The organism is Micromonospora sp. DT228 (assembly GCF_049841595.1).
In the GTDB taxonomy this organism is placed as follows: domain Bacteria; phylum Actinomycetota; class Actinomycetes; order Mycobacteriales; family Micromonosporaceae; genus Micromonospora.
On the sequence record NZ_JBNCKO010000001.1, the window covers coordinates 206,228 to 221,631 of the forward strand.

Below are 15,404 nucleotides of genomic sequence, written 5' to 3' on the forward strand. Positions count from 1 at the left end.
GCCGGCCGGTGGGGCCGCCACGGGCAGCCGGCAACCGTCTGGGAGCGGGGCCGGCCGGACCGAGCAGCCGCCGGCTGCCGGGTCCTTACCCGGCGGTCGCCGATCGTCACATCGGCATGGCGTTACTGCCTCAGCACTGGGACGAGTGTGAGCGCTAACAGAGAAGAGTGTAGATTCCTCGGATTGATCTGGTCTACCTCTGCCCGTACCGCGCCGGCCGGGTGATCGCGCGTTAGGTTACGAGGATGGAGCAGCGGATCAGTCTGATCACCCTCGGCGTCTCCGACCTGGCGCGCGCCAAAGCCTTCTACGAGCACCTCGGCTGGCGGGGCCAGGAGGTCGAGGAGACGGTCTTCTTCCAGGCCGGCGGCCTGGCCCTGGTGCTGTGGAGCCGGGACAAGCTGGCCGCCGACGCGGGCGTGCCCAACCCGGACACCGGCGGCTTCGGCGGCATGACCCTGGCCCAGAACGTCCGCTCCCGGGCGGAGGTCGACGAGGTGCTGGCCACCGCGGGCAAGGCCGGCGCCGAGCTGACCCAGCCGGCGCGGGAGACGTTCTACGGCGGCTACGCCGGCTACTTCGCCGACCCGGACGGTCACGTCTGGGAGATCGCCTGGAACCCCGGCTTCACCCTCGGCCCGGACGGCTCCCTCACCCTCCCCGACTTCGGCACCACGACCTGACCCGACCGCAGCAGCGTCGGCGACGACGACGGCCGAGCCGACCGCAGCAGCGTCGGCGACGACGACGGCCGAGCCGCGGGCACGAGACGGCAACGGCCCGGAATCACGGGCCGGTCGGCGAGCACAGCAGCCGGTCCACAAGCGGCAGCAGCGGGTCCAGGCACGCCGTCACCAGCGCGGGGTCGGGCGTCGTGGTCGGTGACGGTAAGCCCGGCCGGGCGGCCGTGGGCGGGTCGGTCGGCGTCGGAGTGGGCGTCGGCGTCGCGCTTGCCGACGGGGCGGGAGCGCCGGACGCCGCCGGCTCGGTGAACGGGATCGGAGCGGTGGTTGGCACCGGCTCGGTGAACGGCACCGCAGCGGTGGTGGGGATCGGAGCAGCCGCCACAGCGGCCGACGGGACCGGCGCGGCGGGCCGCGGCGGACCGGCCGCCGGAGGCCGTGCCGGCTCGGCCGGACCGGCGGCCGTGCGCGGGTTCGGCGGTGCCACCAGGACGGAAGGCGCTCGCAGCGAGGCGGTCACCGCGGCGTTCCGCACGGTCGGCTCGACCGTCGCGATGGTCGCCGCTTCCGCCCGTCGCAGAGGGCCGGCCTGCTGTGGCCCCACGGCGCCGGGGCCCAGCGTCGCGAACACCACGGCTGCGACGGCGGCAGCCCCCAGCGCCCGCCGGTCGAGGCGTACCGCCGTCCGGGGCGCGTCGTCGGGCGCCGCCACCACCGGAGGCGCGGGCCGGGCGTGCCGGTGGGCGGCCAGCAGGGCGTCGATCCGCGCGGTGACGGCGGATCGATCGGCGACGGCCGCGAGGGTGAGATAGAAGCGGAAGTTCACCACGGCGGTGGCCGGGACCAGCAGCCCGGAGAGTCTGGGCCGCGCGGTCTCGGCGGATCCGCGACCGTGGTCGGGCAGCAGGGTGATCGGCACGTCGGGGTGATGGGCGGGGCCGACCAGGTCCGCGTACCGCCACTCGCGCCGGTGCTCGCGGCCGGCGAAGGCCACGCGGTGGCTGGTTACGACGGCCATCCCGGTGTCGAGCACCCGCAGGCCCGCTGGCAGCGCCGCGCGAACGGTGTCGGCGAAGTCGCAGGGACCCGGGCTGGGCAGGCCGGGGACGTGCCGCGCCTCGGCCTCGACGAGAGTGGCGACGGGAAGGACGCGGAAGACGAGCTCGTCGTGGTCGAGGTCCACCGGCAGGCCGGTGCGGGGCTGCGTACACCCGAGGAAGCCGGCAGCCTCGATGCGGAGCCGGGCCAGGTGGTCGTCGCGGCGCAGCCAGGCGTCGGTGGCGTCGCGGTACGCGCGCTGCCGGCGCTCGTTCTCGCGCTCGGCCCAGGCGAGCCGCCACGGGGCGCAGGCGACAGAGGTCACGGTCACACGCGGTACAACCGCTCACGTACGTGACAGGGAACGCGACCACGATCGATGCATCCCGTTGCGCCCGAAAGGAGAGAATTGACGGACGTCGGCGGCTGCTCCGGTGGAGGCCGGAGCAGCCGCCCAGCCCGCACTACGGCCGCAGCGAGGTGAAGAACTGCCGCAGTTCACCAGCGAGCAGGTCCGGCTCCTCCAGCGGCAGGAAATGCCCGCCCCGGCCCGGTTCGCTCCAGTGCCGGATGTCGGTGCAGGCCCGCTCGGCAATCTCGCGCGGGAAGTTGGCCTGCGAGGGCTCGGTGCTCACCGTGAACGCCGCCGGCACTTCGATCATGGGTCGCGGGGTGTTGTGGGCGAAGTCGGCGTACTGCCGGAACGACGAGCCGATCGAGCCGGTCACCCAGTAGAGCGTGATGATGGTGAGCAGGGTGTCCCGGTCGACGCTGTTGGCCAGGTCCCCGTGGTTGTCGGTCCAGTCCCGGTACTTGTCCACGAGCCAGGCCGCCAGCCCGGCCGGTGAGTCGGCAAGGGCCGCCGCGAGGGTGTCCGGGCGGGTACCCATGATGGCGCTGTAGCCGCCGTCGGTCTCGTCGTACGCGGCCTCGGCGTCCAGGTACGCCTGTTCGGCCGCCGACAGCGGACGGGCGTCGAAGCTGGCCGGGAACGGCGGATGGATCAGGTGGATGCCGGCGACCTGCTCCGGGTACAGGGCACCGAGCCAGCCGGTCACCACGCCCCCGACGTCGCCGCCGAAGGCGCCGTACCGCTGGTAGCCGAGCACGTCGGTCATCAGCTCGTGCAGTGTCCGGGCGAGGAGCGCCCGGGTCACCGGCTCGTCCGGGACCGCCGAGAAGCCGAAGCCCGGCAGCGAGGGCACCACCACGTCGAACGCGCCCCCGGGTCGGTCCGGATCGGTCAGGCGATCGACAAGGGGCAGCATCTCGACGAAGCTGCTGGGCCAGCCGTGGCTGAGCAGCAACGGCAACGGCGTGGGCGTGCCGGCCGGGCGTGCCGCCCGGACGTGCAGGTAGTGCAGCTTCCGGCCGCCGACGAGGGCCAGGTGCTGGGGGTACGCGTTCAGCGCGGCTTCGCGTGCTCGCCAGTCGAACCCGTCGTGCCAGTAGGACACCAGGTCCCGCAGGTAGTCGGGGTCGACGCCGCCCTGCCACGGCTGGTGGCCGCTGCGGTCGGTGAAGCGGGTACGGGCCAGTCGGGTCCGCAGGTCGTCGAGGACCGCATCGGGTACGTCGATGCGGAACGGGGAGATGGACATGTGTCCTCCGAGAAAGGAGGGCGCACTCCCCGACGCGAGTGGTCAGCTGAGGGGGACGGCCGAGAAGAGCGCCCAGGATTGACGTCGCGTGGTCACCGGGCTCACCTCCTTCTCGTGGCTGACGACGATCACCCTACCCATTCCCCGGCCGGGGGTGAACGTCGGACCGCCGCCCGGGTGACCCGGGCGGCGGCGCGACGAGGGTCAGCCCTGCTGGCCCGCCTCCGGAGCCTCGTAGACCCGGCGGATGTCCACCTCCACCCCATCGAACGTCTCGGTGAAGACGTCGACGAACCGCCGCCCCCAGTGCACGGCCTCCTCGTGGGAACGCACGTCCACGAGCGCGAACCCGGCGATCAGTTCCTTGGTCTCGGTGAACGGCCCGTCGGTGACGGTGGTCGTGCCGCCGCTCACCGTGATCCGGGTGGCGTCGGTGACGGTCGGGCAGAGCCCCTCGGCGGCGACCAGGATCCCGGCCTGCGCGACCTCCTTCATGAAACCTTCCATCCGGGCCACGAACTCCGGGCCCGGGTTGAAGACTCCCGGCAGGTTCTCGTCGAGCTTGTGCATCATCATGTAGCGCATCGGTGTGGTCCTCTCGTGATCGGTGAATGACGGTCAGCGGGTGCTCGGTCGAGCGCAGAGCGCGGTGAGCCAGCCGAAGGTGACGAGGCAGGCGAGCGCCATCCGGATGCTGAGGGTGCCCTGGTCGGGCCAGGCCAGGATCGCGACGACGGCCACCGCGCTGCCCAGCGAGTAGGCGGCCCGGCCGCGCTGCCCGGCCCGCCACCAGGTGCGGGCGAAGACCAGGCAGGCGATGGGCAGCGAGCCGAAGGCCAGCCCCGCGCCAACCCCGTGACCGGCGGCGTGCCAGCTCATCGTGTCGGGTGCGCCCTCCGGCGCACCGGCCGGCCAGCCCATGCTCGGGTCGGAGACCAGCACCCCGGCGATGACCAGGCCGAGGCCGTGCACGGCGATCAACGCCGGCCCCCACGTCCCGCCCGGCTCACCCCGCAGCGTCCGGCGCAGCCCGACCGCGCCGGCCAGGGCCAGCAGCCCGGTCAGCACGAAGTTGGCGGTCTGGATCCAGCCCAGGTCGCCCAGGGCCAACAGGCTGAGCGGCTGCCGGCTCAGGTCGAACCCGTCGCGGGTGAGCACCTGGGCGGCTGCCACCACCACGAACAGCGGGCCGGCGGCGGCTCCGCCGGCCAACAGCGCCCTGGTCGTCGTACGCCGGGAGTCGACGCCCGCCACCGCGGACCCCGCCCTGGTCACCTTCGCCGTCGTCGTCATGTCGCTCTCCTTGTCTGTGCCGGCCGGTCGCCGGTCCCGCTTGCCGGTGCGAGCCGGCTTTCGCTGACGCGTCGAGCGGCCGGGGCGGGATACGACAGGACAGTCGAAGAATTCTTCAGCGGGTTGGCGTGACCCCGCGGGCGCAGTCGGCCGCACGGGCGCGGAGCAGCGCGCGTTCGCGTTCGTTGCCGGTCAGGTCGGCGGCCCGTTCGAACTCGGCGCGCGCCTCGTCGTGGCGGCCCAGCTTGGCCAGCAGGTCACCGAGCACGCTGGGCAGCAGGTGGTAGCCGGCCAGCGCCGGCTCGTCGGCCAACGCCCGGGCCAGTGCCAGACCGGCGGCCGGGCCGTCGGCGAAGGAGACCGCGACGGCCCGGTTCAGCTCCACGACCGGTGACGGTACGACCCGGGCCAGCTCGGCGTAGCCGGCGGCGATGCGCGCCCAGTCGGTCTCCTGCGGAGTAGCCGCGCGGGCATGGCAGGCCGCGATCTCCGCCTGGAGGGTGTACGGGCCGGGCGGGCCGTTCGCCGCCCGTGCCCGGTCCAGGGCGGTGAGGCCCCGGCGGATCAGCAGCCGGTCCCAGCGCCCCCGGTCCTGCTCCAACAGCAGGATCGGCGCGCCGTCGGCGTCGACCCGGGCGGCGGTACGGGACGCCTGGATCTCCAGGAGCGCGGCGAGCCCGTGCACCTCCGGCTCCTCGGGCATCAACTCCTGGACGAGGCGGGCCAGCCGCAGCGCTTCCGCGCAGAGCGCCGGGCGCATCCAGTCGTCGCCGGCCGTCGCGGAGTAACCCTCGTTGAAGATCAGGTAGATGACCTCCAGCACGGAGGCGAGCCGTTCGCCACGCTCGGCCACACCGGGCACCTCGAACGGCACCTTCGCCTCGGCGAGCGTCTTCTTGGCCCGGGTGATGCGCTGCGCGACGGTGGTCTCCGCCACCAGGAACGCGCGGGCGATCTCCTCGGTCCTCAGCCCGCCCAGCACCCGCAGGGTCAGTGCCGCGCGCGCCTGCGGCGCGAGCAGCGGGTGGCAGGCGGTGAACACCAGCCGCAGCAGGTCGTCGTCGATGCGGCCCTCGAACGCGGCGTCGAAGTCGGGCGTGAACTGCTCGTCGTCGAGGTCCCGCCCGAGGTCGGCCACCCGGCGTTGCAGCAGGCTCCGCCGGCGAAGCGCGTCGATCGCCCGCCGTTTGCCGACGGTGGTCAGCCACGCGCCCGGGTTGGCCGGTACGCCGTCTCGCGGCCACTGCTCCAGCGCGGCGACCAGGGCGTCCTGGGCCAGCTCCTCGGCCCAGCCGACGTCGCGGACCAGCCCGGCCAGGGCGGCGACGACCCGCCCGGACTCGATGCGCCATACCGCCTCCACCGTGCGGTGGACCTGCTCAACCCCCATGACCGCACATCAGAGCAGGGGCGGCACCGGCTCCACAAGGACCGGGCGTGGTGGGCGGTTCAGCCGGCGCGGCGCGGGTGGTGCACCGACCTGGGGTCCTCGGCGGGGAACCTCGACCGGGTCCGCGGCGGGTACGCCACGCAGTGCTCGGCCCACTGTTCGGCGGCGGCGGCGAGGGCGTCCGCCGAGACGGTGAGGATCAGCGGGTAGATCGCGCCGGACGGGCGGCGCATCCACGGCGGCAGCGACTCGGCGGAGAACTCCACGATCAGCTCCAGCCGGCGGCGGCGGAGCACCCGGGAGCGGAGGGCCAGGTTGGGTTCGGTGAAGCTGACCATCGCCGGCGGCGAGTTCGATTCGAGCGCCGAGGTGGCCTGCCCGCGCAGCCAGCCGCCGAGCGCTCGGGCTTCCTCGACCATCAGGCTCGGGTAGTGGTGCGACCAGGTCTGGCCGTCGGCGGTGCGGGCGTCCACCTCGACGAGCAGCCAGTCGTGCCAGCCGGGCGCGGCTCGGTCGGGGTCGTCGGGCGGGTCGATGCCAGGCTGGTAGCCGACGGGGCGTATCCGCACCCGCGCGCCATCGTCAGACCTGATCTCCACTCGGTAATTGTGGCGGATTGAAGCAGACTTTAAACCCCAAACCGGTCACTTCGTGATGATTCGCCGTACGCTGCCGTGCTCGCCGCAGGCTTTGCGGCTGCCGCCGGCCAGGCTTACCGAACCGTCGCGGCACTGCACGAGGTAACCCCGTCCGGCCCAGAACTGTGGCACGCAGTCGAACCAGTCGCACACCTCGGCGGCGGGCCGACGGATCCGGGTGCCGCCGCAGAAGCCGTACCCCAGCGGGTTTTCCGGTGCTCCGCAGAGCGGGTCGCCGGTCGTGCGGGGCGCCGGGCGTGGCGACCTCGTCGGCGGCGGTGGCGGTGGGGTGGCGCGGGCGAGCGCCGGGGCAGCCGGGCGGATCAGCGCGGGCTCCCCGCTCGGAGTGGCGGCGGCGGCGACCTCCGGGCCGCCGGTCGGGTCGGACGGATCCGACTCGATGAGCGCCGCCGGCACCAGCAGCGCCAGGGCGGCAGCCACCGCGATGGTCCGGCGTCCACCGGGGACGAACGACGTGAGCCGGGCCTGCGCCGGGGTCGCCGCGGCCGGCCGGAACGGCTTGAGCTGGGCGTGCTCGGCGATCAGCTCGTCGAGCTGGGCGAGGACCGCGGCGCGCTGTTCGATCGCGTCGGCGAAGGCCAGGGTCAGCTTGAACCGGAAGTCCGGCGCCGCGTCGGCGGGCAGCAGCAGCCCGGCGGTCGACCGCCGGTCCAGCACCTGGATCAGCGTGACCGGCGACGCGGGGTCGTGGGCCAGGCCGGTCATCCGGCCGTACGCCCAGTCGCGCCGGCCGCGTCCGCCGAGCAGCACCAGGCGGCGGCTGGTGATCACGGCCATGCCGGCGTCGGTGACGCGCACGCCGTCCGGGCGGCGGGGGCGCAGCGGTCCGGCCGGCACGGCGACGGTGAGATCCGGGGCGGGCAGCACCGGGGTGTGCCGCACCTCGACAAGTTGCGCGGCGGGCAGCACCCAGAGCACCACCTCGTCGGCGGCCAACTCCAGGGGCAGGCCGTCGCCGGCAGCGGCGGAGCCCTGGAAGTCGACGGCGAGAGCGCGCAGTCGCCGCAACTCGTCGTCACGACGCCGCCAGGCCGTCTCGGCGCCCCGGTACGTGCTGACCCGCCGCACGTTCTGCCGGTGCGCCCACCGGTACCGCCAGGTAGAACCCGTCGAATCAGTCTTTGCCACGCCGACTCCTTCGCCGCGTAGGCCACCAATCTGGGTGTCTCCTCGTTCAACAGGCTGGGCGTGGTACCCGGACACGCCAGAACGGGCCAAAATATCCGATCGGTGGAGGAAACTAGACGATAGGCCGATACTGCCCCGTCGACGGTTGTCCTGTGCGCGTGTCGTGCGAGGGCGGTCGCCGTCTCGGTAACGTCAGCCGCAGCCGGGTGGCGTCGCCGCCGCACCGCCGCGCGAAGGGGGGTGAGCGTCTTGCCGCAGGACACCCGGCCCGGAGTGGTCATCGGCGTCGACATCGGCACCACGAGCACCAAGGCCGTCGCGTACGACACCGACGGGCGGCAGCTCGGCAGCCACTCGGTCGGCTATCCGCTGAACGACCCACAGCCCGGCTACGCCGAGCAGGACCCGCACCTCATCCTCGACGCGGTGCTCAAGTCGGTGAGCGTGGTCGTGGCCGAGCTGGTCCAGCCGGTGGCCGGCCTGTCGTTCAGCTCGGCCATGCACAGCCTGATCGCGCTCGACCCGGACGGCAACCCGCTCACCCCGTCGGTGACCTGGGCCGACTCCCGCGCCACCCTGCAGGCCGAACGGTTACGGGCGGTCCCGTCCGGGCTGGCCCTGCACCGGCGCACCGGCACGCCGATGCACCCGATGTCGCCGCTGCCCAAGCTGCTCTGGTTCGCCGAGCAGGAGCCGAAACTCTTCGAGCGCGTCGCGCACTGGGTGGGCATCAAGGACTGGGTGCTGCTGCGGCTCTGCGGCGCGCTGGTCACCGACCACTCGATGGCCTCGGCCAGCGGCCTGCTGGACATCCACCGTCTGGAGTGGGACAGCGAGGCGCTGACCATCGCCGGCATCACCGAGGAGCAGCTTCCCCAACTGGTCGCCACCACCGCCGTGCTGCCCGGCCTCACCCCGCAGGCCGCGGCAAGCACCGGCCTGCCGGAGCGCACCCCGGTGGTGGTGGGCGCCGGCGACGGGCCACTCGCCAACCTGGGCCTGGGGGCGGTGCACCCCGGCATGGTGGCCTGCTCGATCGGCACCAGCGGCGCGATGCGCGTGATGGTGGAGCGGCCCGGCGTGGACCCGCTGGGCGGCGTGTTCTGCTACGCGCTGACCGAGCACCGCTGGGCGGTCGGCGGTGCGATAAACAACGGCGGCATCGTCCTCAAGTGGGCCGGCGAGGCGCTCGCCCCGGATCTGGGTGAGCACTCCGAAGAGGACCTGGTCGCCCTGGCGGCCCGCGCGCCGGTCGGCTCGGGCGGGCTCATCATGCTGCCGTACCTGCACAGCGAACGGGCACCACACTGGAGCGCGCTGCCGCGCGGCGCGTACGTGGGGTTGACCCACAGCCACCGCCGCGAGCACCTGGTCCGCGCCGCGCTGGAGGGGGTCTGCCAGCAGCTCGCACTGGTGCTCAGCTCCGTGCGGGCGGCCGGCAACGAGGTCCGCGAGATCCGTGCCGGTGGCGGCTTCGCCCGCAGCGGCCTGTGGCGGCAGATGCTCGCCGACGCGCTCGGCCTGCCGGTGAGTTTCCCGGCCGCACACGAGGGGTCCAGCTTCGGCGCGGCGCTGCTCGGCATGCAGGCGCTCGGGCTGATCCCCAGCATCGACGTCGCCGCCGACCTCGTCCGGATCGAGGAGACGATCCGCCCCGACGCCGCCGCTGCCGCCACGTACGCGGCGCTGCTGCCGCTCTTCGCCGAGCTGTACGACGCGCTGACGCCCACGTTCGCCTCGATCCGCCGGCTGGCACCCGGCCTGCCCGCGGAACCCGAGCCCGCGACCGGACCCCCGATGTGACCCCGTCGGCCGGCCCGACTCGGGCCGCTGGTGACGATCTCGAGCGCTGCCTGGGCTTGCTCCTTGCTCGCCCGCTGCCGCGGCGGTCGGGTCAGGGTGCCTCGACGCCGGCGATCAGGTAGCGCCGCACGTCGGCGTCGAGGATGGCCGCCTCCTGCGCGTCACTCGGCCCGGAGCCACGGAAGGCCGCCAACTGCTCCGCGGACTCCCAGCGTTCGTAGACGTGGATCCGACCGGGCTCCAGCGGGTCGGCCGCGAGCAGGAAGTCGAGGCAGCCGGCGGCGGCGCGTGCCTGCGCGATGACCTCTTCGGAGCCGGACAGGTACGCCTCGCGGGTGGCCGGTTCGACCTGCAAACTGCCTGCGATGATCAACAAGGGGGGCCTCCAGGGGTCGGTGTGGCTGCTGGGTTCGATGGCGCTGAGTCATTTCTATACCTGTGTGTCATGCCGCTCGCCGGGGCATCGCCGCCCGGACGGGTGACACCAGTCCCGCCGACCCCACCCGCCCCCGACGCTTCATATCGTACAAACGTGAGAAAAAGCGACAAGAGCCGTTCATCTTCCCTGCTGGGTGCCGCTGCCCGCGTACCTCGGAAAGGGCTGGCGGCGGCGGTCACGCTCGCCGTGCTGGCCACGACCGGGCCGGCCACCGCGGACGGCCCCGGGCCCGGCGCGGACCCGGCGCGACCCGGGTACGCGGGCGAGCCGGGCGGCGGGCAGGGCCACGAGCCCGGTGTCGAGCCGACGCCCGAGCGGGCGCCGACAAGCGAGGTGTCCTGGTTGTCGTTTCCCGGTGGGGTGTTCGCGGTGGACTCGCTCGGGCACACCGTGCGCTACCGGGCCTGTGACGGTGACACCGGTCGGGTCGCCGACCCGGGCATGCGTGTCGCCGCCGGGGTGGCCAGCGGCGCGGTCGTCGTCGGCGGCATGGCCTACCGCTACCGGGTGCCGTTGACCGGGCGCGGCGAGGGCACGCTTGAGGTGATCCAACGACACCGCCCGCCGGTCGAGCTGACCGGAGTGGTGGTCACCAGCCCGCAGCCGCCCACCGACCCGGTCGCGGGCGCCCGACTGTTCCCGCTCAGCGGACAACTCGCCCGGGTGGTCGCCGACGCGAGCCTCAACCCGGCCGGTGTCACCGTGCGCGACCTGTCCGGCCGGTACGGCGACCAGCAGATCGCCGTCAACGGCGCGCTTCGCCCCAAGGCCGCCAGCGTGATCAAACTGTGGATCCTCGTCGAGCTGCTCCGCCGCGTCGACTGTGGACAGGCAGCCCTGGACGACGGCGTGCTGGTCACCCCGCAGGACGTGGTCGGCGGCACCGGTCAGCTCCAGTTCGAGACGTTCCCGCAGGTGGTCACCCTGCGTCGGCTCGCCCAGTACCTGATCAAGTACAGCGACAACGTGGCCGCGAACGTGCTGATCACCTACCTCGGCGGCTTCGCCCCGGTCAACGCGCTCATCGACTCGATGAACCAGCGATCGACAATCCTGGCCCGCCGGATGCTCGACAGCGCGGCGGCGCAACGCGGCGAGGAGAACTACACGAGCCCGGACGACGTGGTGTCCCTGCTCGGCGCGGTCTGGGACGGCGAGATCCTCACCCCCGCCTCCCGCGACCTGATGATCGGGTTCATGCGGGAGCAGACCCTCAACACCAAGATCCCGGCGGCGCTGCCACCCGGGGTGCCGGTGGCCCACAAGACCGGCGACCTGCCGGACGCCTCCCACGACGTCGGCTACTACCTGATCCCCGGCACCGAGACCGCCGTCGCGTTCCTCACCGCCGGGCCGATGGCCAGCGGCGACGAGACGGTCCGCCGGATGGCCCGCACCGTCTACGACTTCCTGGTCACACCCACCGCCGGCGCGGTCGAGGAGTGACCGACGATCAGGCGCCCGGGATGTTCGCCGGCGGATCCTCGCCGACCAGGTCGGCCGCCGGCCGCTCCGCCGACACCGCCAACCCGAAGTCCGAGTACGTCAGTTCGAGCTGGGCGGTCTCCGACTGCTCCCTGGCCAACTCGATGCGGTAGCGGACCAACCGGCCCTGCTCGTCGACGGCCGCCGTGAACGGCACCGCACCGGCCCGGTCGCCGACCCCGGTGCCGAGCACCGCGCTGCTCTCCCGCAGGTCCAGCGTGCCGGCGTACTCCCGTTCCCCGGTCTGCCGGACGGCCGTCGCCGTGCTGAGCGTGCCGGCCAGCTTGGTGTTGTCCAAGCCCTGTTGAGCGGGCGGCGAACCCGGCGCCCCGACGTGCCACCAGGTCTTGCTGTCCCACACCGGGACGCGGCGGTCCGGGGCGCTGATCCGCACGTAGACGTCCGGCCCGGTGGTGAGCCGTTCGATCTTCACCTCGCCGCTGGGCACCTTGAGCGAGGTGGTCTCCAGGCCCCGCTTCGTCGTCGGATCCCAGAGCACCACAGTGCCGTCGCCGCCCGCTGTCCCGCCGGTGCTCAATGTCAGCTTGTAGGTCCGCTGGTCGACCTTCGCGGCGGCGGCCGTCAGCACACCGGCCGGATCGGTCGGGCCCGCCGACGCCGCCGGGGGACCCGCGTCGGGTTCGTCGCCGGTGGCCACCAGCGCCCACACCCCGGCGGCAACCGCCACCGCGAGGACGGCACCGGCGGCGATCAGCTTCGGCTTCTGCACGGTCTTCTCCCCCGGGGCGGTGGCGGTCCGGCCAGACTAGCCGGACCGCACCGCACCGCCGCCCCGGGTGGGACGCCGGCCGCCACCGATCAGGCGCGGCTGATCGCGTTGGCGTGGATGGCCTCGTTCAGGTACACGGCCAACCCCGGGGCGATGTTCTCGTAGTACGCGGTGAACCGCTCGTCGGCCAGGTACATGTCGGCCAACCCGGTGTGCCCCTCGTACGTGCACTCGTAGAACCAGCGGCCGATGAGCTGCCGGTGCTCCTCGGCCAGGTCCATCGCCTCCGGACTGTCCGCCGGCACGCCCGAGGCCAGCACCGCGACGATCCGCCGGCCCCAATCCTCGTTCTCCGCCCTGTACCGCAGCCAGTCGGCCTTCGTGTAGCGGGAGACCCGCCGGTTCGACTCCCGGTACGCCTCGGTGTCACCCCACCGCTGCTCCGCCTCGGCCTGGTGCTCCTCCGGGTCGACGTCACCGAAGACCTCGAACCGCTCTTCCGGGGTGAGTTGGATGTTCAACTTGCTCGCCTCCATCGCGAACTCGATCGCCGTGACCATCTCCTGCAACCGCTTCACCCGTCCGGTCAGCAGTTCGTGCTGGCGGCGCAGGTGCGCGGCCGGGTCGGCCGCCGGGTCGTCGATGATCGCGGTGATCTCCTCAAGCGGGAAACCCAACTCCCGGTAGTACAGGACGAGTTGCAGCCGTTGCAGGTCCGCGTCGTCGTAGCGGCGGTAACCCGCAAGGGTCCGCCCGCTGGGCGAGAGCAAGCCGATCTCGTCGTAGTGGTGCAACGTCCGCACCGTCACGCTGGCGAGCTTCGCCACCTGACCCACCGTGTACGCCATGGTTTCCCTCCCTTCCGGAAACCAGGCTCCCACCTGCCGTTACGTCAGGGTCAAGCCCTGATTCTGGCCCACCATCGCGGGTGCGTCCGGCCGCCCGTACAGATAGCCCTGACCGCGTGGGCAGCCGATCGCGGTGACCGCCTCGTGCTGACGCTCGGTCTCCACCCCCTCGGCGACGACTGTCAGGTCGAACGCGCCGGCCAGCCGGGTGACCATCTCCACGGTGGCGTACGCGCGTTCGTCCGACCCCAGCCGGGTCACGAACGACCTGTCGATCTTCAACTCGGTCGCCGGGATGCGGTGCAGATAGCTCAGCGACGAGTAGCCCGTACCGAAGTCGTCGATAGCGATCTTGATGCCCAACTCGCGCAACTGGTGCAGCCGCTCCAACACCGCCTCGGTGCCCTCGATGAGCGCCGACTCGGTCAACTCCAGGGTCAACGCCCGAGGCGCCAGCCCGACGGCGCTCGTGGCAGCGGTGACCGTGGCGATCAGGTCTGGACGGCGCAGGTGCGCCGCGGCGATGTTCACCGCCACCGTCGCGTCCGGCGCCCGGTCCCGCCAGGTCGCCGCGGCCCGGCACGCCTCGTGGATCACCCACCTGTCGATCGGGATGATCAGCCCGGTCTCCTCGGCCAGCGGCAGGAACCTCGCCGGCGGCAGCATCCCCAGCCGGGGGTGGAGCCACCGCACCAGCGCCTCCGCACTGCGCACCTCGCCGGTGGCCAGGTCGACGATGGGTTGGAACTCGAGACACAGCTGATCCTCGTCGACCGCGCGGCGCAGGTCGGCGATCAGCTCGGCGCGCGACACGGCCGACTCGCGCAGCGCCGAGGTGCACGTCCGGTACGCGGACTTCCCCGCCGCCTTGGCCGCGTACATGGCGATGTCGGCGTCACGCAGCAGATCGGTGTGCGAGGCGTGCTGCGGGCCGAACTCGGCGATGCCGATGCTCGCCGACGGGTGCACCCCGACGTCGTCGTCGCCGTCGGAGGGCCGCAGCGCGTCCAGCAGCCGCTCGGCGAGCCGCTCGGGGGAGACCTGTCGTTCGCCGGCGACAAGCACCGCGAACTCGTCCCCGCCGAGCCGGGCGATGATGCCGTCGTCGGCCACGACAGCCCGCATCCGGGCCGCCAGTCCGGTCAGCAGGGTGTCGCCGGTGGCATGGCCGAAACGGTCGTTCACCTGCTTGAACCCGTCCAGGTCGAGCAGCAGCACGGCAGCCGGCCGGCCGTCTCGCAGCGCCAGCCGCAGCCGCCTGTTGAACAGCAACCGGTTGGGCAGCCCGGTGAGCTGGTCCCCGTACGCGAGGCGGCGCAGCCGGACCACGAGCCGCAGGTTCTCGTTGGCGGCCAACCCCTGCCGCACGGCGAGGGCCGCGAGCAGAACCATCATGGTCACGAAGATCAGTTGCGGGGTCTGCCCGGTGGGCCGGCGGGCCAGCACCACCGCGACGATCGCTCCACCCACCGGCAGGTACGGCAACGCCACCCGCCACCAGGGCGGCAGCGGCGACTCGGCGGCGTCGTCGGTGCCGTCGCAGTCCGGCGGCGGCGGCTTGTGGCTGGCCAGGCCGATCAGCAGGTAACTCACCGGCCAGCACAGGTCGATCAGGTGACCGGCGGCGTAGTCGGCACGCACGACGAGCGAGACGTAGACGACGTCGGCGACGACCCGCAGGGTGAGGCTCGCCGCGAGCAGACTCATCGGCCGCCACATCGGCCGGACCGGCCCCGCCACCGCGACCAGGATGGTGAGCTGCATCAGGTCGAACATCGGGTAGAGCAGCCCCAGCGTTTTCGCCGGGTCGGCCAACTCCGAGGCGGCGACCCCCCGAAACACCAGCACCCAGGCGATCGGCACCAGGGCCAGGGCGACGATCACCCCGTCCAGCAGCGTGCGGGCCCGCCCCACCGCGCTCCGTGGCGCGGACGGCGAACTGAGCAGCGCGGCCGTGCCGGTGAGGATGCCGGCGGTGAAGACCACCCCGACCACAGGTGTGTGCGGCAGGTCGCCGCCGGCGAGACGCTGCACCGTCCAGATGGCCCGGCCCAGCGCGGCGAGCGCCATGGTGACGGCGAGCAGCATCCAGAACCTGCGCAGCGGCGCGGGATGTCGACGGGCCACGCCGATGCACGCGACCGTCGCCCAACCGGCCACCAGCAGCGCGCCGACGTCACTGACCAGCGCGGCCCCGGGCAGGGCGGCGAACAGCCAGCACGCCTCCACGAGGATGACCCCAGCCGCGAAGATCGCACCGGCGGGGTTGAGCTTCCCCACAGCCTGCTTCACGTCCTGACGGGACAC

At 72.9% G+C, this 15,404-nt stretch carries 14 protein-coding genes; 3 read left to right on the forward strand and 11 right to left on the reverse strand.

The window, feature by feature from the left end; translation table 11 throughout:
* Positions 1-245 precede the first annotated feature (245 nt).
* Positions 246-683 (forward strand): VOC family protein, encoded by a 438-nt coding sequence (locus ACLQ29_RS00870; protein WP_425758091.1) that lies wholly within the window; start codon positions 246-248, stop codon positions 681-683.
* Positions 684-786: 103 nt separating this feature from the next.
* Here ACLQ29_RS00870 and ACLQ29_RS00875 read toward each other — a convergent pair whose 3' ends face one another.
* The 7 genes from ACLQ29_RS00875 to ACLQ29_RS00905 all read right to left on the reverse strand — a co-directional run bounded on the left by ACLQ29_RS00875 (position 787) and on the right by ACLQ29_RS00905 (position 7,792).
* Positions 787-2,046 (reverse strand): hypothetical protein, encoded by a 1,260-nt coding sequence (locus tag ACLQ29_RS00875; RefSeq protein ID WP_425769758.1) that lies wholly within the window; start codon positions 2,044-2,046, stop codon positions 787-789.
* 139 nt (positions 2,047-2,185) lie between these two features.
* Positions 2,186-3,322, reverse strand: coding sequence for an epoxide hydrolase family protein (locus ACLQ29_RS00880; protein ID WP_425769759.1), 1,137 nt, complete (start codon positions 3,320-3,322; stop codon positions 2,186-2,188).
* A 204-nt stretch (positions 3,323-3,526) separates the two neighbouring features.
* The gene (locus ACLQ29_RS00885) at positions 3,527-3,907 is read right to left on the reverse strand and encodes a YciI family protein (protein ID WP_425769761.1); all 381 of its coding nucleotides are present in this window, start codon (positions 3,905-3,907) and stop codon (positions 3,527-3,529) included.
* A 33-nt stretch (positions 3,908-3,940) separates the two neighbouring features.
* On the reverse strand, positions 3,941-4,615 hold the full coding sequence (locus ACLQ29_RS00890) for a DUF998 domain-containing protein (RefSeq protein WP_425769762.1): 675 nt from the start codon (positions 4,613-4,615) through the stop codon (positions 3,941-3,943).
* Between the two features lie 115 nt (positions 4,616-4,730).
* A complete protein-coding gene (locus ACLQ29_RS00895; RefSeq protein ID WP_425769763.1) occupies positions 4,731-6,005 on the reverse strand; it encodes an RNA polymerase sigma factor in 1,275 nt (424 codons plus the stop codon).
* 59 nt (positions 6,006-6,064) lie between these two features.
* Entirely contained in the window at positions 6,065-6,604 is a 540-nt protein-coding gene (locus ACLQ29_RS00900) for a WapI family immunity protein (protein WP_425769764.1), read from the reverse strand.
* A gap of 45 nt (positions 6,605-6,649) precedes the next feature.
* On the reverse strand, positions 6,650-7,792 hold the full coding sequence (locus ACLQ29_RS00905) for a hypothetical protein (RefSeq protein WP_425769765.1): 1,143 nt from the start codon (positions 7,790-7,792) through the stop codon (positions 6,650-6,652).
* 240 nt (positions 7,793-8,032) lie between these two features.
* On the opposite strand from ACLQ29_RS00905, the gene ACLQ29_RS00910 reads away from it, so the two are divergent.
* Positions 8,033-9,595 carry a gluconokinase gene (locus ACLQ29_RS00910; protein ID WP_425769766.1) on the forward strand — a complete coding sequence of 521 codons (1,563 nt, stop codon included), beginning with the start codon at positions 8,033-8,035 and terminating at the stop codon, positions 9,593-9,595.
* Positions 9,596-9,686: 91 nt separating this feature from the next.
* Here ACLQ29_RS00910 and ACLQ29_RS00915 read toward each other — a convergent pair whose 3' ends face one another.
* Positions 9,687-9,971, reverse strand: coding sequence for a putative quinol monooxygenase (locus tag ACLQ29_RS00915; protein ID WP_425769767.1), 285 nt, complete (start codon positions 9,969-9,971; stop codon positions 9,687-9,689).
* A gap of 156 nt (positions 9,972-10,127) precedes the next feature.
* Between ACLQ29_RS00915 and ACLQ29_RS00920 the strand changes: the two genes are divergently transcribed.
* Entirely contained in the window at positions 10,128-11,480 is a 1,353-nt protein-coding gene (locus ACLQ29_RS00920; RefSeq protein WP_425769768.1) for a serine hydrolase, read from the forward strand.
* A 7-nt stretch (positions 11,481-11,487) separates the two neighbouring features.
* On the opposite strand, the gene ACLQ29_RS00925 is transcribed toward ACLQ29_RS00920, so the two are convergent.
* From ACLQ29_RS00925 to ACLQ29_RS00935, 3 genes are all read right to left on the reverse strand, one after another.
* The gene (locus ACLQ29_RS00925; RefSeq protein ID WP_425769769.1) at positions 11,488-12,249 is read right to left on the reverse strand and encodes a hypothetical protein; all 762 of its coding nucleotides are present in this window, start codon (positions 12,247-12,249) and stop codon (positions 11,488-11,490) included.
* 89 nt (positions 12,250-12,338) lie between these two features.
* Positions 12,339-13,097, reverse strand: coding sequence for a MerR family transcriptional regulator (locus tag ACLQ29_RS00930; RefSeq protein WP_425769770.1), 759 nt, complete (start codon positions 13,095-13,097; stop codon positions 12,339-12,341).
* A gap of 39 nt (positions 13,098-13,136) precedes the next feature.
* A complete protein-coding gene (locus ACLQ29_RS00935) occupies positions 13,137-15,389 on the reverse strand; it encodes a putative bifunctional diguanylate cyclase/phosphodiesterase (protein ID WP_425769771.1) in 2,253 nt (750 codons plus the stop codon).
* Between the last annotated feature and the right edge of the window lie 15 nt (positions 15,390-15,404).